This window comes from Streptomyces sp. GbtcB7 (genome assembly GCF_019091445.1).
In the GTDB taxonomy this organism is placed as follows: Bacteria; Actinomycetota; Actinomycetes; order Streptomycetales; family Streptomycetaceae; genus Streptomyces; species Streptomyces mirabilis.
On sequence record NZ_JAGXJM010000001.1, the window covers coordinates 216,054 to 234,606 of the forward strand.

At 71.1% G+C, this 18,553-nt stretch carries 19 protein-coding genes; 12 read left to right on the forward strand and 7 right to left on the reverse strand.

Annotated features, from left to right (window positions below; all coding sequences use genetic code 11):
- Positions 1 to 532: 532 nt before the first annotated feature.
- From KVT44_RS00945 to KVT44_RS00965, 5 genes are all read left to right on the forward strand, one after another.
- Positions 533 to 826, forward strand: coding sequence for a hypothetical protein (locus KVT44_RS00945; RefSeq protein WP_217565715.1), 294 nt, complete (start codon positions 533 to 535; stop codon positions 824 to 826).
- A gap of 160 nt (positions 827 to 986) precedes the next feature.
- Complete coding sequence (locus KVT44_RS00950; RefSeq protein ID WP_217565716.1) at positions 987 to 1,400, forward strand: hypothetical protein; 414 nt, start codon at positions 987 to 989, stop codon at positions 1,398 to 1,400.
- A 96-nt stretch (positions 1,401 to 1,496) separates the two neighbouring features.
- A complete protein-coding gene (locus tag KVT44_RS00955; RefSeq protein WP_308313897.1) occupies positions 1,497 to 2,150 on the forward strand; it encodes an ABC transporter ATP-binding protein in 654 nt (217 codons plus the stop codon).
- Between the two features lie 11 nt (positions 2,151 to 2,161).
- Entirely contained in the window at positions 2,162 to 4,429 is a 2,268-nt protein-coding gene (locus KVT44_RS00960) for an FtsX-like permease family protein (RefSeq protein WP_254648790.1), read from the forward strand.
- A gap of 42 nt (positions 4,430 to 4,471) precedes the next feature.
- Positions 4,472 to 5,407: an oxidoreductase gene (locus tag KVT44_RS00965; RefSeq protein ID WP_217565718.1), complete on the forward strand. Its 936-nt coding sequence runs from the start codon at positions 4,472 to 4,474 to the stop codon at positions 5,405 to 5,407.
- Between the two features lie 19 nt (positions 5,408 to 5,426).
- Here the strand turns inward: KVT44_RS00965 and KVT44_RS00970 are convergent, their stop codons facing one another.
- From KVT44_RS00970 to nirB, 4 genes are all read right to left on the reverse strand, one after another.
- Positions 5,427 to 6,191, reverse strand: a complete 765-nt coding sequence (locus KVT44_RS00970; protein ID WP_217565719.1) for an SDR family NAD(P)-dependent oxidoreductase — start codon at positions 6,189 to 6,191, stop codon at positions 5,427 to 5,429.
- 66 nt (positions 6,192 to 6,257) lie between these two features.
- Positions 6,258 to 6,842 (reverse strand): TetR/AcrR family transcriptional regulator, encoded by a 585-nt coding sequence (locus tag KVT44_RS00975; RefSeq protein ID WP_099922772.1) that lies wholly within the window; start codon positions 6,840 to 6,842, stop codon positions 6,258 to 6,260.
- A gap of 130 nt (positions 6,843 to 6,972) precedes the next feature.
- The gene (gene nirD, locus KVT44_RS00980; RefSeq protein ID WP_099922773.1) at positions 6,973 to 7,323 is read right to left on the reverse strand and encodes a nitrite reductase small subunit NirD; all 351 of its coding nucleotides are present in this window, start codon (positions 7,321 to 7,323) and stop codon (positions 6,973 to 6,975) included.
- Positions 7,320 to 9,953 (reverse strand): nitrite reductase large subunit NirB, encoded by a 2,634-nt coding sequence (gene nirB / locus KVT44_RS00985; protein ID WP_254648791.1) that lies wholly within the window; start codon positions 9,951 to 9,953, stop codon positions 7,320 to 7,322. Before nirB ends, nirD begins: the two co-directional genes overlap by 4 nt.
- A 364-nt stretch (positions 9,954 to 10,317) precedes the next feature.
- Between nirB and KVT44_RS00990 the strand changes: the two genes are divergently transcribed.
- The 4 genes from KVT44_RS00990 (at position 10,318) to KVT44_RS01005 (ending at position 13,699) form a co-directional block, all read left to right on the forward strand.
- Positions 10,318 to 10,887: a hypothetical protein gene (locus KVT44_RS00990; protein ID WP_217565720.1), complete on the forward strand. Its 570-nt coding sequence runs from the start codon at positions 10,318 to 10,320 to the stop codon at positions 10,885 to 10,887.
- Between the two features lie 9 nt (positions 10,888 to 10,896).
- Entirely contained in the window at positions 10,897 to 12,186 is a 1,290-nt protein-coding gene (locus KVT44_RS00995) for a sensor histidine kinase (protein ID WP_217565721.1), read from the forward strand.
- Between the two features lie 66 nt (positions 12,187 to 12,252).
- Positions 12,253 to 12,906: a response regulator transcription factor gene (locus KVT44_RS01000; RefSeq protein ID WP_217565722.1), complete on the forward strand. Its 654-nt coding sequence runs from the start codon at positions 12,253 to 12,255 to the stop codon at positions 12,904 to 12,906.
- A 10-nt stretch (positions 12,907 to 12,916) separates the two neighbouring features.
- Positions 12,917 to 13,699: a TSUP family transporter gene (locus tag KVT44_RS01005; RefSeq protein WP_217565723.1), complete on the forward strand. Its 783-nt coding sequence runs from the start codon at positions 12,917 to 12,919 to the stop codon at positions 13,697 to 13,699.
- 16 nt (positions 13,700 to 13,715) lie between these two features.
- Here the strand turns inward: KVT44_RS01005 and KVT44_RS01010 are convergent, their stop codons facing one another.
- From KVT44_RS01010 to KVT44_RS01020, 3 genes are all read right to left on the reverse strand, one after another.
- Positions 13,716 to 14,333: a class F sortase gene (locus KVT44_RS01010; RefSeq protein WP_217565724.1), complete on the reverse strand. Its 618-nt coding sequence runs from the start codon at positions 14,331 to 14,333 to the stop codon at positions 13,716 to 13,718.
- A gap of 168 nt (positions 14,334 to 14,501) precedes the next feature.
- Positions 14,502 to 15,023 carry a hypothetical protein gene (locus KVT44_RS01015; protein WP_054232490.1) on the reverse strand — a complete coding sequence of 174 codons (522 nt, stop codon included), beginning with the start codon at positions 15,021 to 15,023 and terminating at the stop codon, positions 14,502 to 14,504.
- A gap of 592 nt (positions 15,024 to 15,615) precedes the next feature.
- Entirely contained in the window at positions 15,616 to 17,286 is a 1,671-nt protein-coding gene (locus tag KVT44_RS01020) for a M4 family metallopeptidase (RefSeq protein WP_217565725.1), read from the reverse strand.
- A 151-nt stretch (positions 17,287 to 17,437) separates the two neighbouring features.
- On the opposite strand from KVT44_RS01020, the gene cutA reads away from it, so the two are divergent.
- From cutA to KVT44_RS01035, 3 genes are all read left to right on the forward strand, one after another.
- Positions 17,438 to 17,830 (forward strand): divalent-cation tolerance protein CutA, encoded by a 393-nt coding sequence (gene cutA / locus KVT44_RS01025; protein WP_229888778.1) that lies wholly within the window; start codon positions 17,438 to 17,440, stop codon positions 17,828 to 17,830.
- A complete protein-coding gene (locus tag KVT44_RS01030; protein ID WP_067369716.1) occupies positions 17,827 to 18,237 on the forward strand; it encodes a gamma-glutamylcyclotransferase family protein in 411 nt (136 codons plus the stop codon). Before cutA ends, KVT44_RS01030 begins: the two co-directional genes overlap by 4 nt.
- Before the next feature lie 107 nt (positions 18,238 to 18,344).
- Entirely contained in the window at positions 18,345 to 18,551 is a 207-nt protein-coding gene (locus KVT44_RS01035; RefSeq protein WP_143687835.1) for a hypothetical protein, read from the forward strand.
- The last annotated feature ends 2 nt before the right edge of the window (positions 18,552 to 18,553 follow it).

Sequence of the window (18,553 nt, forward strand, 5' to 3'; positions counted from 1 at the left end):
TCGTTGACCGTGGTTGACCGCCTGATGTGGCACAGCTGCGGCGCGCGCTGACACCAGCTTTGGGAGTTCGATCAACTGAACCTCCTGGCTGGGCGCTGAGCCCGCGGCATCGCTTGGTGGGTGCTCCGAGAGGCGCCCAAGGCCGATCCAGTCTATTGACGTTGCCGTCGGACTCTGCCGTCACGACCTCTTCGTCGCTATGCGACTCGGGTGGACGCTCGACCTCCGCCCGGGGGCGCCTCACCTGCTGCGATGGTCCGCAGGTGTTCGTGAGCGTCCGCTGCTGTTTCGTCGGAGGTGCCGCCCCGTCGTGCGACCGGGAACAGTCGTACGAAGGCGTCGAGCCCTCCGTACGGGGCCGCACTCAACTCGGCCTCGCCGCCACCGGCGTGGGCCGGCCGCTGCACCAGGGCGAGACCGAGGCCCGTACCGCCCACCGCCGCTGCTCCGCACTCAGGAGGAGTCCAGGCCGGGGTCCTCGTCCACGGCATGGAGTTCGGTCCAGACGGGCCCGGCCGGGCCCGGCCGGGCGGTGCGGGAAGCGACGCTCGTGGGCGGCCGGGCGGCGCGGATCGATCCAGGCCGAGGAGCCGTACGGCGCCACGCGCAGCGCGTTCGGCAGCAGGTCGTCGAGGATCTGCTCGACGGCCCCGGGCGCCGCGAGCACCGGCCCCGCACCGCAACACCGCCCCGTCGCCCTGCCTCCCCCGCCCCCGCGGAGGACTGGGCCCACGCCGAGGCGTCGTCGACTCCGATGCCGGGCCCCACCGCCGAATGGTCCTACCTCGACACCCGGCCCTTCTCGAACGACTACGCAACGCCTTGACGCCGGCCGCCGAGGTCGGCGCCCGCTCGTGCTTCTCGTGCTTCCGGATCACCTGATGGGATGGCGATTCGTAGGCCAAAGGATTCAGCGCGTTACTGATCCATTACCTTCTGTAACTCCTGGGGGCCGGTGGGGTCCTCGGGAGACAGAGGAGTGACGGATGAAGACGGCGATGGTTGGCGTGGTGGCGGCGGGAGTCTTCCTCGCGGGGGCAGGTGCGGCGATCGCGGAATCGTGGCACTACATGCCCAATTTTCAGGCGCCAGGAGTCGTTTTCGAACGGGGCCAGTACCGGTTCAACCCGCCAGGGCAGAACCACGGTTCCTTCGAGTGGGCGGGATACCTCAAGGACGGCGCGCCCCGCGACGGCCACAACATCTACGTGCGGGTCCGGGTCGAGGGCCGCGATGGGGTCGAGTACTACGGAAAGCAGGGGCAGTTGGTGTTCCTGCACAAGTCCATCTGGGAGGCCTCCCAGCGCTACACGGACGATGCCTATGTCCGGGCCTGTGTTGATCGCGGAGCTGTTTGGCTGGACGCCTGTTCCGCCGAGGTGCACTTCCGGAAGGGTTGAGCGGTTCCACCAGTGTCCAGGACTCGGGTGCAGGCCCGGGTCCGCTTCCCTTCGGGAGTCCAGATCAACACGTCAGAAGTCCTCTCCGCCACGGGAATCGACCTCTACTACGGCCCCGCGCACGCTGTTAAGTGCGCATCCATTGCGCTCCATCGGGGCGAGGTCGCGGCGATTATGGGTCAGAGTGGTTCAGGTAAATCCTCCCTGCTATATGCCCTTGCGGGCGTTCTGCCCGTAGCCAGCGGTGAAGTTCATTTCGAGGGCCGCCCGTTGGCCGCACTCGACGATGAGGAACTCAGCGCCTTGCGCCGAGATCGCTTCGGGTTTGTTTTCCAGTACGGAGAGCTCCTGCCCGAGCTGACCGTGGAGGAGAACACAGCTCTGCCGCTACGGCTGGCAGGGCAGCGCAAAGCTCCGGCGCTCGCTGCTGCCGGGGAGGTACTGGGGCGTTTGGGCCTCGCGGATCTGAAGGAACGGCGTCCTTCGCAGGTGTCCGGTGGACAGAACCAGCGCGTGGCCGTCGCTCGCGCTCTCGTGCACAGGCCCGCAGTGGTCTTTGCCGATGAGCCAACAGGGTCGCTGGACAGCACCAATGCGGCCACAGTGCTCAAGGAGTTTCTCGCGCTTGCCCGTTCGCGGGGCACGGCAGTCGTGCTCGTCACGCACGACGCGAAGGTCGCGGCCCAGGCGGACAAGCGCTTCACCATGCTTGATGGTGAGCTCGCCCCGCAGGGACAGGGGGAGTTGTGAAGGAACTCCTCTTGGGGTTGAGACTGCTGCTCGGCAGCGGACGCGGCAATCGTGTGCGCTTCGTCCTCATGACGGTCGGCGGCTCACTGGGCGTGTGCTGTCTGGCCATCGTGCTGGCGATTCCAGGGATTCTCGCTGCGCAGGATGGGCGCATTGTCGGCAGACAGTCCGTCAGTCCCACAGCTCAATCCAACGGCGTCATCGCCGACGGCTACCCCCTGACCCTCGACCGCACAGATCCCTACGGCTCAACACCCCTCACCCGCGTCTTCACAGCGCGTGGTACCAGGTCTGTCGAGCCGCCCCCGGGACTCCCCTCGTTCCCCCGGGTCGGTGAAGTGTTCGTCTCGCCACAGCTGCACGAACTGCGCCAGCACAACCCGGCGTTGGCCCAGCTGGTCCCTGGCGAGGAAGTCGGGCTGATCGGTGCCGAGGGACTGGCCCGCCCCGATGAACTCGTCGCGTACGTAGGCATGAGCCGTGCCGAACTCTCCGGCGGCAGCCCTGTGGAGCGTTTCGGCGAGCGCTACGGGCCACCCCCCACATTGGATCCGACGACCCTCGGCATCCTGCGGTTCGCACTGTCGGCGGTCGTGCTGCTCCCGCTCGCCGTCTTCCTCTCGGTCTGCGCACGCCTCTCCGCGGCCGACCGGGCCCGCAGGCTGGCCGCGCTGCGCCTTCTGGGGTTGAGCAAGAAGGGGACTCAGCGGGTGAACGCCGCCGAGACCGTCGCCGCCGCCGGGCTGGGCGCGATCCTCGGACTCGGCGAGTACTGGGTCGTGAACCAACTCGCCTCACGAGTCGGTCTGCCGGGGTTCACGTGGTACCCGGCTGATGGCGCGCTGACCTTCCAGACCCTCGTGGTGTGTCTCGTCGGATGCCCGGCGCTCGCCTGGTACGTGGGTCGCGCCAGCGCGGGAAAGGCCGCTGCCAATCCCCTGGCCGTCCGGCGCGGCGCGGTGGAGAAGCCGCCCTCGAAATGGGTCTTCCTACCGCTGATCGCAGGTCTGGGAGTCATCACGGGCTACTGCGTGGCGGGCGCGACCGGCCATGCTCCCACAAGCACCACCGTGTCCTCGTTGCTCATGCCGCTGGCCATCATCCTGGCCGGTGTCGGGCTCGCGCTCTCGCTTCCGTCGCTGTCCCGATTCCTCGCGCAACGGATGGCGCGCTCCACCCGGTCACTCTCCCTCGGGCTCGCGATGCGGCGCAACGAGGCCGAGCCGGGCGGTGCGATCCGGGTGGCCACCGGACTCGTGCTGCTGGTCTTCGCGGCTTCCCTCGCGCAGGGAGTCGTCATTGAACTGAACGGGGTCGCCAAGAGCGTCTTGGCCGTCCAGACGTACGAGATCTCGTACGGAGAGCTCAGCGGGTCCCAGCGACGGGCCGTCGAGGCGGTGCCGGGGCTCCGCGCGCATGTCGTCACTCTGAGGTCGGACTCCGCCGACGCGGGAGCGGCTCCCAGCCCTGAGGCCGTGGTGGCGACGTGCGGTCAACTGCGCGAGACGGTGCCGTGGGTCAAGGGGTGCGTGGACGGGCGGCCCATGAGGCTGTGGGATGCCACGCAACCTGAGGACAATGCCAAGGCGGGCGGCAGCGTCGTCTTCAGGCTGAAGGTGGGACAGCACTCTCGTGACCTGAAGCTCACTGTGCCGCAGCAGACGATGCGGTATCGCGACCATGAGGGCATCCATGTCCTGCCGAGCGGAGCGATCCTGATCCCCCCAGCCGCACTGCCGCCGAACGCACGCCCGGAGAGCGCCACCCTCACACTCGTCAGTGGTCCGTCGGAGAAGACCGTCCGCACCGTCCTCGACGGCATCGGCGGCATCGCCCCCATGGCCGGTGTCACCACTCCGGGACTGATCGTCGACTCCTTCCAACGGGTCACCATCGTCAGGACCCTCCTGGCCGTAGGCATGATCCTCGGTCTGATCATCGGCGTAGCCGCCTACCTCGTCGCTGCCACCGACCGGGCCGTCGAGCGGCGGCCGCAGGTTACTGCGTTGGCTCTGCTGGGGGCGCGGGCGCGGACGTTGCGGGCTGTGCAGGTGGTGCAGGTGGTGTTGCCGTTGGCTGTGGGGTTGGTGTTGGCAGTGGTGGTGGGGAAGATGGCCGAGTCGAGCTATCTGGTCACCGGGGGCGGGGCCGTCTTCTGGGACGGGGGTGGGGTTCCGTTGCTGCTCGCGTGTGCTCTCGGGGTGCTGGTCGTCGCCGCCGTGGGCGCGTTGCCGCTTGTGGGGCGGAGGATTGATCCCGAGTTGATCCGGCGAGACTGAGCGTACGGTGAGTGACGGGCAGTGGTGGAGAGGGGTCTGGGCATGGCCGGGTGGAATGTGAGTGACATCCCTGATCAGCGTGGCCGTACGGCCGTCGTCACCGGGGCCAACAGCGGGATCGGGTTCGTCACGGCACGTGAGCTGGCGCGGCGCGGGGCGCGGGTCGTGCTCGCCTGTCGGAGCGAGGCGCGGGGGAGTGAGGCGGGGGACCGGATCACGTCCGAAGTACCCGGCGCGGACGTGGAGTTCGTACGGCTGGACCTCGGCGACCTCGACTCCGTGGCGGAGTTCGCGGCGATGTTCGACCTCGTGTACGGCGAGCGGCTCGACGTGCTGGTCAACAACGCGGGGGTCATGGCCCTGCCGTTCGCGCGCACCTCCGACGGGTTCGAGACTCAGTTCGGGGTCAATCATCTGGGGCACTTCGCGCTCACCGGGCTGCTGCTTCCCGCGCTGCTCGCCACCCCGGGCGCCCGCGTCGTGACCGTGTCGAGCATGTTCCACGTGCTCGCCAATATCGACATCCGCGACCTCGACAGCAAGCGCGGCGGGTATCGGCGCTGGGTCGCCTACGGGCGGTCCAAGAGCGCCAATCTTCTGTTCACCCACGAGCTGGCGCGGCGGCTGGTCGGTGTCGGGTCCGACATCGTCGCTGCCGCCGCTCACCCCGGGTACGCCTCCACCAACCTCCAGACCGCCGGGCCGAAGCTCGCGGGGCGCAAGGGCGCCGAACGGGTCATGGAGATCGGGAACCGGCTTCTCGCGCAGAGCCCGGACGCCGGGGCCCTGCCCACTCTGTACGCCGCCACCGCGCCCGGTGTACGGCCCGACTCCTTCACCGGACCCTCGTTCGCGATGTGGCGCGGCGCGCCCGCGAGCTCCTGGCGGGCCGGGTGGACGCGCAACGACGCCGTCGGCGAGCGTCTCTGGAGCGCCTCCGAGCAGCTCACCGGCGTGACCTACGACGCTCTGAAGTGACCTGACGTCCCGGTCCGTGTCAGAGGACGCCTCCGCTGTCCACCACCAGGTCCGTGCCCACCACCGACGCCGCGTCGTCCGACGCCAGGTAGAGGACGGCCGCCGCCACCTCCTCGGTCTTCGACACGCGGCCCAGCGGCAGTTCGTGACGTGCCCGCTCCACCCGCTCGGCCTCCGACTCGCCCGGCCGCAGTGACATCGTGGTGGCGGAGGCGCCGGGGCTGACGACGTTGATCCTGACTCCGTCGGCGATGTGGTCGAGGGCCGCGGCGCGGGACAGCGCGGTGACGGCGGCCTTGGCGGCGGCGTAGGCGGCGACGCCCGGGCGGCGGGTGTGCAGGCCGATGGTGGAGGCGAGGTTGACGATCGCGCCGCCGGACGGCTGCGTCCGCATCTGCCGGATCTCCGCCTGAAGGGCGAGGAACACGCCGGTGACGTTGATGTCCAGTTCGGCGTGCCAGTCGGCCTCCGGAAGGTCGGCCAGCGGTGTTCCGCCGTGGAAGACGGCCGCGTTGTTCACCGCCACGTCCAGGGAGCCGAAACGGTCGACGGCCGCCTCGACGAGGGCGTGCACCTCGTCCGAGCGTGACACGTCCGCGGTCACTGCCAGCGCCTTTCCGCCCCGGGCCTCGATCAGCGCGACCGTCTCTTCGAGCGATGCGGCGGTGCGGCCGGCGACGACCACCTGCGCGCCCTCCGCGGCGAACGCCAGGGCGGTGGTCCGGCCTATGCCGGAACCGGCGCCCGTGACGAGGGCCGTCTTTCCCGAGAAGCGTGTGGCCATTCCGGATCCCCTTATTTGACCGATCGGTTCAGTATGAAGGCGTGCACGGGCCTTGGAACGTGGTCTTCAGTCGAGCAGCGTCAGCGCCTGTTCCGCCGCGTCCTGGACCCGGACCGGGTCCGCGGACGCCTTGCCCACCACCCGTAGGCCCTGCATCAGGACCAGCAGCATGCGGGCGAGGGTGAGCGGGTTCCGGTCGGCGGGCAGTTCGCCCTGGGCCTGCGCGCGGACCAGGGCCGAGTGCAGCAGGGTCTCGAGGTGGTCCCAGTTGTGCTCGACGCGGCGGGCCGCGGCCGTGTCGTGGGGTGCCAGTTCGGCGGCCGTGTTGGTGACGAAGCAGCCGCTCAGGCGCCTTCCCTCGGTCGTCGCCTCGGTCGCGAAGCGGCGTACCACCGCTCGTACGGCGGGCAGTGCGGGACCCGGCTGGGAGAGCTCCCGCAGGAGCTGCGGATTGCGCGCCTGCTGGTAGCGGTCCAGTGCCTTCAGATACAGCTCGTGCTTGTTGCCGAACGTCGCGTAGATGCTGGCGCGGCCGACGCCGAGGTGCTCGACGAGGTCCGTCATGGATGTCGCCTCGTAGCCGCGCCGCCAGAACAGCTCCAGGGCCGACTGCAGCGCGGCGTCCGGGTCGAATTCCTTCGTCCTGGCCATAAGAGCGACCGTAGGGCAATCGAGAATGATCGGTCAAGTAAGACCGGGGTGACCGGCGGGCGTGAGGAGGTCCCGGTCACCCCGGCCGTCAGGAAGTGGCGGTCAGGAAACGGTCGTCAGGAAACGGCCGTCAGGAGATCCGGACCTCGTACGTCGTCACCCGCACCGTCTCGTCGTCCAGGCACCGGCCCGACTCCAGGTCGAACCGCTGCTTCAGCAGGGGCGAGGCCACGAACGGGCGGCCCTGGTGGGAGCCGATCAGGCCGCGGGAGAGGACCGCCGCGCCGCTGAACGGATCGCGGTTGTCGATGGCGTACATCCGGCCCGCGCGGTCGAGGAAGACGGCCGCCTGGCCGCCGTCCGGGAGCAGGGCGGCGACTCCGCGGCCCGGCGTCAGCGCGGACAGGTCGCAGAGGGCCAACCAGGAGTCTTTCAGGCGGAGTTGGACCGTGAGGGTGGTCGTTTCGGGTGCCAGGGTCATCGCTGGGCGCTTCCTTCCAGGGCTTCCGAGGGACGGCGGCCGATGCTCAGCAGCGGCAGGTCCGGCTTGATCTGGTCGCGCTCGGGGACGAAGCCGACGACCGGGTCGGGGGTGTCCGGGGCGTTCACGAAGGACACGAACCGGGCCAGCTTCTCGGGGTCGTTGATGGTCTCGGCCCACTCGTCGCGGTACGCGGCGACATGCGCGGCCATCAGCGACTCCAGTTCCTCGCAGATGCCGAGTGAGTCCTCCACGACCACCTCGCGTACGTGGTCCAGGCCGCCCGGAATCCGCTCCAGCCAGGTCGACGTGCGCTCCAGGCGGTCCGCGGTGCGGATGTAGAACATCAGGAACCGGTCGATCAGGCGGACGAGTTCGGCGTCGGAGAGGTCCTGCGCGAGCAGGTCAGCGTGGCGCGGGGTGGCGCCGCCGTTGCCGCCGACGTACAGGTTCCATCCGTTGGCGGTGGCGATCACGCCGAAGTCCTTGGACTGGGCCTCGGCGCACTCGCGGGCGCATCCGGAGACCGCCGACTTGAGCTTGTGCGGGGAGCGCAGCCCCCGGTAGCGCAGCTCCAGGTCGATCGCCATGCGGACGGAGTCCTGGACGCCGTAGCGGCACCAGGTCTGGCCGACGCAGGATTTGACCGTGCGCAGGGCCTTTCCGTAGGCGTGGCCCGACTCGAAGCCCGCGTCCACCAGCCTCGCCCAGATGAGGGGGAGTTGCTCGACCCGCGCGCCGAACAGGTCGATGCGCTGGCCGCCCGTGATCTTCGTGTAGAGGCCGAAGTCCCGGGCCACCTCGCCGATCACGATCAGCTTCTCCGGGGTGACCTCGCCGCCGGGGATGCGCGGCACGATCGAATACGAGCCGTTCTTCTGGAGGTTGGCGAGGAAGTGGTCGTTGGTGTCCTGGAGGGCCGCCTGCTCGCCGTCCAGGACATAGCCGCTGGCGCCGATGGTCGGGGCGAGGGAGGCGATGATCGAGGCGACGGCCGGCTTGCAGACCTCGCAGCCCTCGCCACCCCGGGCGCCCTCACGGCCGTAGCGGTCCAGCAGGACCTGGAAGGAGGGGATGCGCAGCGCGAGGGCGATCTCGTACAGCTCCTCGCGGGTCTGGGAGAAGCAGCCGCACAGGCCGTGGTCGACCTCGACGCCGCTGGCCGCCAGCTCCTCGTTGACGAGCTGGCCGAGGACCTTGACGCAACTCCCGCACCCCGTACCGGCCTTGGTGCACTTCTTGACCTCGGGCACGGTGGTGCAGGAGTGCTCGGTGACCGCGCCGCGGATCGTGCCCTTGGTGACGTTGTGGCAGGAACAGATGACCGCGGAGTCGGGGAGCGCGGAGGGGCCGAGCGCTACCGGGGCGCCCGCGCCCGCCGGGAGCACCAGCTGCTCGGGGGCGATCGGCGGCACCGAGCCGGTGAAGGCCCGCAGGGTGCCGTACGCCTCCGCGTCGCCGACCAGGATGCCGCCGAGCAGTTCGCCGTCGCGGCCGATGACCAGCTTCTTGTACGTGCCCGAGCGCGCGTCGGAGTAGACGACGTCGAGGCAGTCGGAGGTGGCGCCGTGCGCGTCGCCGAAGGACGCGACGTCGACGCCGAGCAGCTTCAGCTTCGTGGACAGGTCGGCGCCCGTGAAGCTGGCCTCGTCCGCGGCGATCGTCGCGGCGGCCGTCTCGGCCATCTCGTAGCCGGGCGCGACCAGGCCGTACACCCGGCCGTCCGAGGCGAGGGCGCACTCGCCGATCGCGAACACCTGCGGGTCCGAAGTGCGGCACTGGTCGTCGACCGTGATGCCGCCGCGCTCGCCGACCGTGAGCCCGGTGTCGCGGGCGAGCTGGTCGCGCGGACGGACGCCGGCCGAGAACACCACGAGATCCGTGGGGAGTTCGGAGCCGTCGGAGAGCTTCATCCCGGTCACGGCGCCGTCGTCGCCGGTGACGATCTCCTGGGTGCCCGTGCCCGTGTGCACGGTCAGGCCCATGTCCCGGATGGTGCGCAGGAGCGCCGCGCCGCCGCCCTCGTCGACCTGCACGGGCATCAGACGCGGCGCGAACTCCACGATGTGCGTGGTCAGTCCGAGCCCCTTCAGCGCGCCCGCGGCTTCGAGCCCGAGCAGGCCGCCGCCGACCACCGCGCCGGTCGTCGCCCGCGCCTTCGCGTACTTCTCGATGGCGAGCAGGTCCTCGATGGTGCGGTACACGAAGCAGCCCTCGGCGTCCTTGCCGGGCACCGGCGGGACGAAGGGGTACGAGCCGGTGGCGAGGACCAGGGTGTCGTACGTGATGACCAGACCCGAGCGCGCGGTGACCTGCCTGGCCTCCCGGTCGATCGTCTCGGCCGGGTCGCCGAGGTGCAGTTCGATGCCGTGCGTGGTGATGAACTCGGCGTCGGTGAGGGAGAGTTCCTCCGGAGTGCGGCCCGAGAAGTACGAGGTGAGCTGGACGCGGTCGTACGCCGGGCGCGGCTCCTCGCACAGCACGACGACACGGTGCGTGGCGGTCAGGCCGCGTTCGGCGAGCGCTTCGAGGAAGCGCTGGCCGACCATGCCATGGCCGACGAGCACGATGGTGTGCGCGCTGCCGTCGGTGGCGTTCGCCGCCGTCGTCATCGTCGTGTCCGTGGACATTCAGGAGCCTCCGTCGTTGGTGAGCAGGTGGAGCAGCGGGGCGCTGTCCGCGGGGGAGCGGTGCGGTTCCCTCCCGGGCCGAGGGCGAGGGCGAGCCGGGTCAGGGAGCGGGCGCATTCGAGGTCATGCACCGCAGCCTGCGACGCCGGTGTTACCCGGTCGCATCACGGCTGTTTCCCGGGAGGAACGCTGCCCTCAGCGGGAGCGGCACCCGGTTGTGAGGGTTTGGTGGGGTCAACCGAACCCCCGGTCCTCGTGCGGGCACGATCGATCGCGGCGCCCCGGCACGGAAACCTTGAGGCATCGGGATCCACCCGCTGACGAACAGCGGGCTCCACCGGCTCACGAACAGGGGGACAGAAACGTGGCCATCTCCGAGAAGCCGGAGCAGAAGCCGCAGCGGAAGCCCCAGCAGAAGCAGAAGCCCCAGCAGAAGCAGAAGGCGCCGCTCCCGCCGTCCCGCGACGACTCCGCCGTACGGGCCTGGCTGTTCGTCCGCGAAGCGTTCACCGCGGGCACCTGGCGCCGGGTCGCGTACGCACTGCTGGCGTTCCCCGTGGGGGCGCTCTGCGTCCCGCTGGCACTGCTGGGCGCCCCGACCGGGCGGTGGCAGCGGGGGCTCGTCCGGCGTTTCCTGGGCCGGGAGCTGTCCGGGTCCTCGCGGGGACTGGCCCACGCCACGGCCGCCGTACCCCTCAATCTCCTGGTGCTGGCCGTCACCCTCTACGGCTGGTCCCTGGTGCCGATGAACCTGGGCTGGCCGCTGCGCGCCGCCGGTTCCGACTACTCCGACGCGTGGGGAGGGCCGACCTTCGCGGGGGCCTGGGCGTTCCACGCCATCGTCGGCGGGTTCGGCTTCCTGCTGCTCATGCCGTGGCTCGGCCGGGCCCTGGCGGCCGTCCAGCTCCGCCTCGCCGCGGCGCTCCTCTCCTAGATTGACGCCATGCACCCCCTCCGCAGCCGCCTCCGCGCACTCGCGGCCTTCCCCTTCGGGCGGAAGGCCCTAGCGGCGCTTCTCTACGGGGTGATCGCCTTCCCACTCGCCCTGGTCGGGTTCGTCCTCACCTTCGTGGGGCTGTTGGTCGGTGGCGTGCTGTCCGTGACCACGCTGGGACTGTGGCTGGTCGCCGTCACCGTGCGCGGGGCGCTGGCGCTCGGCAGGCTCCAACGCGTCCTCGCCCGAGGCCTGTTGGGGCTGGAGATCGAGGAGCCGGAGCGCCGCGAAGGTGCCGGGTTCCTGGGCTGGCGGCGGGCGCTGCTCGGGGAACGGAGCGGGTGGCGCGCCGTCGCCTGCGCGCTGGCCACCCCCTTCACCGCCGTCTTCGGGTACACCGCCGTCGTCATCGGCTACGTCTATGGCGTCCTGCTCACCCTCCACCCCCTCCTCAAGCGGTGGAACTACGACACTCGGCGGGCGAGCGACGGCACGACGCACCGGGTGTCGCTGGAGTTCTTCGGATTCCAGGTCGACTCCTGGCCACGGTGGCTGATCCCGGCCGCCCTCGGGCTGCTGCTCCTCGCCACCGCGTCCTGGCTGCTGCGCCAGGCCCTCGCCCCGCACCGGGCGCTGCTCAGCGCGCTGCTCGGCCCCGACCCCGCCGAGCGCCGCATCCGCACCCTGGAGGAGACCCGCGCCCAGGCCGTGGACGACGCGGCGGCGACCCTGCGCCGTATCGAACGCGACCTGCACGACGGGACGCAGGCCCGGCTCGTCGGCCTCGCGATGCACCTCACGGTGATCAGGGAGCTGATCGGCGCGGGGGCTTCCCCCGACCGGCTCCTCGCCGTCGTCGACACCGCGCGGGGCAACGCGACCCAGGCCATCGCCGACCTGCGCCATCTGGTGAAGGGCATCCACCCTCCCGTACTGGACCAGGGCCTGGACACGGCCCTGGCCACCCTCGCCGCCGACAGCGCCCTGCCCGTCGAGGTCGCCGCCGACATCACGGACCGCCCGAGCCCGGCCGTCGAGTCGATCGCGTACTTCTGCGCCGCCGAACTCCTCGCCAACGCCACCAAACACAGCGGGGCGAGTGGCGCCGCGGTGAGCGTGACCGCCCGGGACGGACTGCTGCGGCTGAGCGTGCGCGACGACGGACGCGGGGGAGCGGTGATCGGCGCGGGCTCGGGCCTGACCGGGCTGCTGGCCCGCGCCCGGACCGTCGACGGCACACTCACCTGCGAGAGCCCGCCGGGAGGCCCTACGGTGGTCACGGTCGAGCTTCCCTGCTGACCAGCCTCCCTCCTGACTGAACTGCCCTCCTGTCCGAGCCTCCCTCCTGACGATCACGGGGATCACATGCGCGTCGTCATCGCCGAGGACTCCGCCCTCCTGCGTGACGGGCTGGTCCAGCTGCTGCGGCTGCGGGACGTGGAGGTCGCGGCGGCCGTCGGGGACGCCGAGACGCTGCTCGCCGCCGTGGCCGAGCACCGTCCGGACGTGGCCGTCGTCGACATCAGGCTGCCGCCCACGCAGACCGACGAGGGCGTACGGGCGGCCGTACGGCTGCGCAAGGACCACCCCGGCACCGGGGTGCTGATCCTCTCGCAGTACGTGGAGACGACGTACGCCCGGCAACTGCTCGCCGACCCGGCCGGGATCGGCTACCTGCTGAAGGAACGGGTCGTCGACATCGGCGAGTTCGTGGACGCCATGGAACGGGTCGCCGGAGGCGGTACCGCGCTCGACCCCGAGGTCGTCGCGCAGCTCTTCGGCGTGAGTCGGCGCGCCACCGCCCTCGACAGGCTCACACCGCGCGAGCGCGAGGTGCTCGCCCTGATGGCCGAGGGGCGGACGAACCAGTCGATCGCCGGCGCCTTCACCGTCTCGGAACGAGCCGTCGAGAAGCACATCGCCAACATCTTCACCAAGCTCGACCTGCCGCCGTCGGGCACCGGGCACCGACGGGTGCTGGCGGTCCTGCGCTACCTGGACTCGGTGACCGTCACATAGGGTCGCGATCATGCCCGACATATCGCTGACCACCGTCGTTGTGCTCTGCCTCGCCTCCCTCGCGGCGGGCTGGATCGACGCCGTGGTGGGCGGTGGCGGGCTGTTGCTGCTCCCCGCGATGCTGCTCGGACTGCCGGGCGGTACACCGGCGGCGTACGCGCTCGGGACGAACAAGGCGGTCGCGATCGTCGGGACGACCGGCGCGGCGGTGACGTACGCGCGCAAGGCGCCGGTGGACGTGCGGCTGGCCGTGCGGATCGGGCTCGCGGCGCTGGCGGGCTCCACGGCCGGTGCCTTCGTGGCCGCCGGGCTGAGTACGGACGTGCTGAAGCCGGTGGTCATGGTGGTGCTGCTCGGGGTCGGGACCTTCGTCATGCTGCGGCCCGCCTTCGGTACGGCGCCCTCGACCGAGCCCGTCTCCGCGCGGCGCGTGCTGGCCGCGATCGGGCTCGCCGGCCTCGGGATCGGCTTCTACGACGGGCTCATCGGACCCGGCACGGGTACGTTCCTCGTCCTGGCGCTGACCGCGCTGCTCCACTTCGACCTGGTGACCGCCTCCGCCACCGCGAAGATCGTCAACTGCTGCACCAACGCGGGCGCCCTCGCCACCTTCGCCTGGAAGGGCACGGTGTACTGGCAACTGGCCGCGCTGATGGCCGTGTTCAACCTGGTGGGCGGCACGGTGGGGGCGCACACCGCGCTCAAGAAGGGCAGCGGGTTCGTCCGGGTGGTGCTGCTGACGGTGGTGTTCGCGCTGGTGGCGAATCTGGCGTACCAGCAGTGGATCGCGTAGGCGCCGGAGACGGCGGTCAGCGGCTGCCGGTGAGGTGGGCGAAGACGACCACGTTCCCCTGGTACCCGGTGGCCTTCGAGTAGTCGCCGCCGCAGGTGATGACGCGCAGTTCGGGGCGGGACGCGGCGCCGTACACCTTCTCGTCCGGGAAGTCGCGGGCGGCGTACACCTCGACGGCGTCGACGGTGAACAGCGCGGTGCCGCCGTCGCGGCGCGCCACCTCGATGGCGCTGCCCTTCTTGAGGGCGCCGAGGTTGTAGAAGACGGCGGGGCCGTTGGCGTTGTCGACGTGGCCCGCGACGATCGCGGTGCCTCGCTCGCCGGGGGTGGTGCCGGCCTGGTACCAGCCCGCGAGGTTCTTCTGCCCGGCGGGCGGGACGTCGAGGCTGCCCTGCGGGGTGAGGCCGAGGCCCATCAGCGGGGCGTTCACGCCGATGGAGGGGATGCGGATGCGCTCGGGCGGGGAGTGGCGGAGCGCGGGGGCGCCCTGCTGGAGGGCGTCGCCGGTGCCGGCCTGGGCGGCGGAGGGCTGGGGCGGCGGGTGGACCTGGGTGCCGTTGTGGAGCAGCCAGGTCCCTGAGCAGAGGGCGACCACGGTGACGGAAGCTATGGCGGTGTTGCTGACCCGGCGCATGTGAGCCTCCTCTCGGGGCCAGGGGTTGTGCGGTTGTGGTCGTGACAGTGGTCGTAACCGTGGTCGTGGTCGGGGTGGGTCCCCTTCCCCCTCCGGGCCGCGAGGGGCGTCGGGCCACGGAGGGGGAGGGGACGGCGGTACCGGCGGACGGACAGCGGAGGGTGTCCGTCAGATCCCGTCGCCTCTCGCCCGGCGATGCAGGAGCCAGGTACCGCCCGCGGCGGCGACGGCCAGGGCCGCCACTCCCGCCGCGGTCTGCACGGGGTCGGGGCCGAGTGCGCCGCCGACCCCCGTGTTCACATGCCCACGCGGCAGATGGATCTGTTCGCGTGTGGCGGTCAGGTTCACGATCAGGTCGCCGGTGACCTGTCGGCCGTGGGAGCACTTCGCGACGATCTCGTACGTCCCCGGCTGGGCGCTCGGCGGCACCTTGAACTGGCCGATCGCGTCCTGTTCGTGGGCGCTGGCGGCGAGTATGAAGATGCCCGCGCCGACCGCGCTGGCGTCACCGGTGGCGGTGCCGTCCGCCCCGCACGCCGCCGTGTTGACGGTGACGTCGGCCCCCGGGACGACGGTGGAGGGGAACACCTCCAGACTCTCCGTGGACCCGCCGTACGCGGGCGCGGTGGCGAGGCCCACCGCGGCGACGGCGAGCGCGGTACCGGTCAGCAGACGGGCTGTGCGTCGCATGGCTGTGCTCCTCCGAGGGGGCGCGGCCGGCGGCACCCCCAAGTGCCGCTGTGTCGGTCGTGCCCCTGCCCTTCCGAGGTAAGTGGCAGTCGGCCGGGTCCGCTTCCTGACAGAGCGTCACAAATGTGGGGAAAGGGTGCCGGACGGGGGTGACCGAGGGGCCGGAACGATGGCGTTCCAGCAGGTCACCGGCGTACGGCTGGTGTGTCGCGGCAAAGAGCCCGAAGAGCGCAGGGAGGGGGTGCGAACGGGTGACGGGGGCGGGTGGGAGGCGCCTTGACCTCAAGGATGGTTGAGGTGACCGTCTGTGCGCCATGAAGGCAACCGCGAGGGCCGTTTCGGTCCCGTCGTCGCCGACCGGCCGCTGCGGGCACCGCACCCGGCGTCCCGGACCGCACAGCCACGCCGCCCCGGATGGCCCGGGGGGCCGCGAGCCGACCGCTCCGGCCGCCCCTGATGGCCCGGGGGGCCGCGAGCCGACCGTTACGGCCGCCCCGGCACGAGCGCGTGCCGTACGAGCCTGCCGCCCCGGCACGAGCGCGTGTCGCACGTGCCGGGGCGGCCGGTCGAGGCCCTGCCGGGCGCCTGACGTTCAGCTCACGGACACCGCGGACCAGGCCGCCGCCACCGCGTTGTACTCCGTGCTTCCGGCCCCGTACAGGTCCTTCGCCGCGTTCAGCGTGGCCGTCCGTGCGCCCGCGTAGTTCGTCGAGGACGTCATGTAGACCGTCAGCGCGCGGTACCAGATCGCGCCGAGCTTGTCCCGGCCGATGCCGGTGACCGTAGAGTTGTTGCAGGTGGGGGAGTTGTAGCTGACTCCGTTGATGGTCTTCGCGCCGCTGCCCTCGGCGAGCAGGTACGCGAAGTGGTTCGCGACGCCGGACGAGTAGTGGACGTCGAGATTGCCGACCGAGGAGCTCCAGCAGTTCGCCGAGTTGCCGTCCTTGGAGGGCTGGTCCATGAACCGCAGGGCCGCCTTGCCGAAACCGGAGCGGACGATCTTCTCGCCGATCAGATAGTCCCCGGGGTCGGTGGAGTTGTGCGCGTAGAACTCCACCAGCGTGCCGAAGATGTCGGAGGTCGCCTCGTTCAGGCCGCCGGACTCGCCCGAGTACGTCAGCGCCGCCGTCTTCGACGTGACACCGTGGGACATCTCGTGACCGGCCACGTCGAGCGCGACCAGCGGCCCGAGCGTCGTCCCGTCACCGTCCCCGTACGTCATGCAGAAGCAACTGTCGTCCCAGAAGGCGTTGTTGTAGTTGCTGCCGTAGTGGACGCGGTTGTACGAGCCCTTGCCGTCGCCCGCGATGCCGGTGCGGCCGTGGACGTTCTTGTAGTAGTCCCAGGTCTCGTTCGTGCCGTACTGGGCGTCGACCGCGGCCGAGGAACGGTCCGAAGCCGCCCCGGTTCCCCAGTGGTTGTCGGCGTCCGTGAAGAGGGTCGCAGGAGCGCGGCTGACGCAGATCCCGAAGACGCACAGGTCCGTCTTGTTCGCCGCGTCGCCCGTGTACGTGTTCCCGCGCGTCGGGTCCTTGAGCTGGTACGTCGATCCGGAGAGCGTGGTCTCCAGCGGGACCGTGCCGCTGTAGAGGGACTGGCCGTCACCCGTCGCCGTCTCGATGCTGTCCCATGCGTCGATCTGCCGTCCGGTGCGGGCGTCGGTCAGCACCGTGCGGGCGACCGGGTTGCCCAGCGAGTCCTGACCCACCACGTTGGTGCGCCAGGCGAGCCGGGACGCGCCGTGCAGGGCGTCCACGACGAGTTGGGGCTTGGCCGTCACCTTCTTCAGCGTCTCGCCGAGGTGCGCGGCGCGCAGCGCGGCGGTGGCCAGGTCGGAGGCCTCGGGGGCGGCGAGCGCGGGCGTGGTGGTGGGGACGGAGAGGTCGCGGGAGGTGGCCCGGTTCGCGCCGCGGTAGGAGCCGTCGGGGGCGAGGTGGACCACGAAGTCGCCGCCCAGGACCGGCAGTCCCCGGTACGTGCGGTCGTAGCGCACATGCTGGCCGCCGTTCGCGTCGACGACCACGTCACGGACGCTGGTGCCCTCGGCGGAGGTCAGGCCCAGCCGGGCGGCCTCCTTCACCAGGGCCGCGGCGGCGTTGTCGATCGCGGTGGCGCGGCTGGGCCGGTCGGCGGCCCCCGCGGTGGGGGTCAGTGCGGCCGCCAGCAGGGCGGTGGCTGCCGCGGCCACACCGGCCGCGGCCAGGCGGGAGCCTCGGGTGTGCGGTGGGGTACCTCGGGTCTGCCGTATCCGGATCCGACTCATCGGTCTCCTCGGGGAGGGGCGCTCAGACGCGTGGGGGCGCTGATGTCGACTCAGAGTTAAAGGTCCATGACATGTCATGTCCATAGCGCGTGCGTGATGTGCGCGAGGTGCGGCGAGAATCGTTTCTGCACCCTCACGAAAGGAGACGATCATGGAGATGGCCGCCGGGGCGGGCACCGGAACGGCCGCTGGGACGAGGGCCTGGCTGACCGTGCTGACCACGACCGACGACCCCGGGAAGGCGGAGACGCTCGCACGCGGCGCGGTCGAGGCGCGGGTCGCGGCCTGTGCCCAGATCACCGGGCCGGTGACGTCCGTCTATCGGTGGAAGGGGGCGGTGGAGACGGCGAGCGAGTGGCAGGTGTTGTTCAAGACGACGGGTGCGCGGTACGACGCGCTGGAGGCGTATCTCCTCGCGGCGCACGACTACGACACCCCCGAGATCATCGCGACGCCCGTCGTCCGGGGGAGCGCGGACTATCTGCGCTGGGTCGAGGAGGAGGCCGTGGAGGAGGAGAGCGTGGAGGAGGGGACCGCCGAGTGACCGTCCCCTTCTTCGTCTACGGCACCCTGCGCCCCGGCGGGCACAACCACGACCTGTTCCTCCGCGGCCGTACGGAGTCGGAGGAGCCCGGCCGGATGCGGGGAGCCGTGCTGTACGAAGGGCCCGGATATCCGTACGCCGTCGAGGAGCCCGGAGGTGTCGTGCGCGGGGAGTTGGTCACCGCGCTCCCGGAGGCGTACGGGCAGTTGCTCGGCGCGCTGGACCGGCTGGAGGAGTACGTGCCGGGCGACCCCCGCAACCTGTACGAGCGGGTGGCGCGGGAGGTGACCCGCGCGGACGGCACGGCCGTACGGGCCTGGGTGTACGTGGCCGCCCCCGCCGTCGCCGCGCGGCTGCGGGCCGGCGGCACGCTCGTCGAGGGCGGGGACTGGCACGTCCGTCGTTGAGGGCGCGGGCGCACCTGTCATCGAGGAGCCCACTCGTGCGGGTGGCGGGTCCGCGTGACTCCGCGCGCCCCCACGGCCGCGCCCCGGCCCGCCCCTAGGGTCCCGCCATGACCGACAGCGACATCACCCGGCGCCGTCTCCTCGCACTGGGCGGCGCGGGTGCGGGGGCCGCTCTGGGGCTCGGGATCAACTCGTGCTCGTCGAGTCCCTCGAACACCTCGAAACCCCCGAAGCCCTCGTCCCCGGTGAACCCCGACTCCTCGTCCGCCCCGCACGCGTCCCCGGAGGCAGGAGGAGCGCCCTCGCCCAGGTGACC

Bases quoted from the DNA above. Each gene is read 5' to 3' on its own strand.
- cutA (WP_229888778.1), top strand. From the start codon at position 17,438: ATGGAGATGGCCGCCGGGGCGGGCACCGGAACGGCCGCTGGGACGAGG.
- KVT44_RS00975 (WP_099922772.1), bottom strand. From the start codon at position 6,842: ATGGCCAGGACGAAGGAATTCGACCCGGACGCCGCGCTGCAGTCGGCC.
- KVT44_RS01005 (WP_217565723.1), top strand. From the start codon at position 12,917: ATGCCCGACATATCGCTGACCACCGTCGTTGTGCTCTGCCTCGCCTCC.
- KVT44_RS00970 (WP_217565719.1), bottom strand. From the start codon at position 6,191: ATGGCCACACGCTTCTCGGGAAAGACGGCCCTCGTCACGGGCGCCGGT.
- KVT44_RS01015 (WP_054232490.1), bottom strand. From the start codon at position 15,023: ATGCGACGCACAGCCCGTCTGCTGACCGGTACCGCGCTCGCCGTCGCC.
- nirB (WP_254648791.1), bottom strand. From the start codon at position 9,953: ATGTCCACGGACACGACGATGACGACGGCGGCGAACGCCACCGACGGC.
- KVT44_RS01000 (WP_217565722.1), top strand. From the start codon at position 12,253: ATGCGCGTCGTCATCGCCGAGGACTCCGCCCTCCTGCGTGACGGGCTG.
- nirD (WP_099922773.1), bottom strand. From the start codon at position 7,323: ATGACCCTGGCACCCGAAACGACCACCCTCACGGTCCAACTCCGCCTG.
- KVT44_RS00995 (WP_217565721.1), top strand. From the start codon at position 10,897: ATGCACCCCCTCCGCAGCCGCCTCCGCGCACTCGCGGCCTTCCCCTTC.
- KVT44_RS01020 (WP_217565725.1), bottom strand. From the start codon at position 17,286: ATGAGTCGGATCCGGATACGGCAGACCCGAGGTACCCCACCGCACACC.
- KVT44_RS00950 (WP_217565716.1), top strand. From the start codon at position 987: ATGAAGACGGCGATGGTTGGCGTGGTGGCGGCGGGAGTCTTCCTCGCG.
- KVT44_RS01035 (WP_143687835.1), top strand. From the start codon at position 18,345: ATGACCGACAGCGACATCACCCGGCGCCGTCTCCTCGCACTGGGCGGC.
- KVT44_RS01010 (WP_217565724.1), bottom strand. From the start codon at position 14,333: ATGCGCCGGGTCAGCAACACCGCCATAGCTTCCGTCACCGTGGTCGCC.
- KVT44_RS00965 (WP_217565718.1), top strand. From the start codon at position 4,472: ATGGCCGGGTGGAATGTGAGTGACATCCCTGATCAGCGTGGCCGTACG.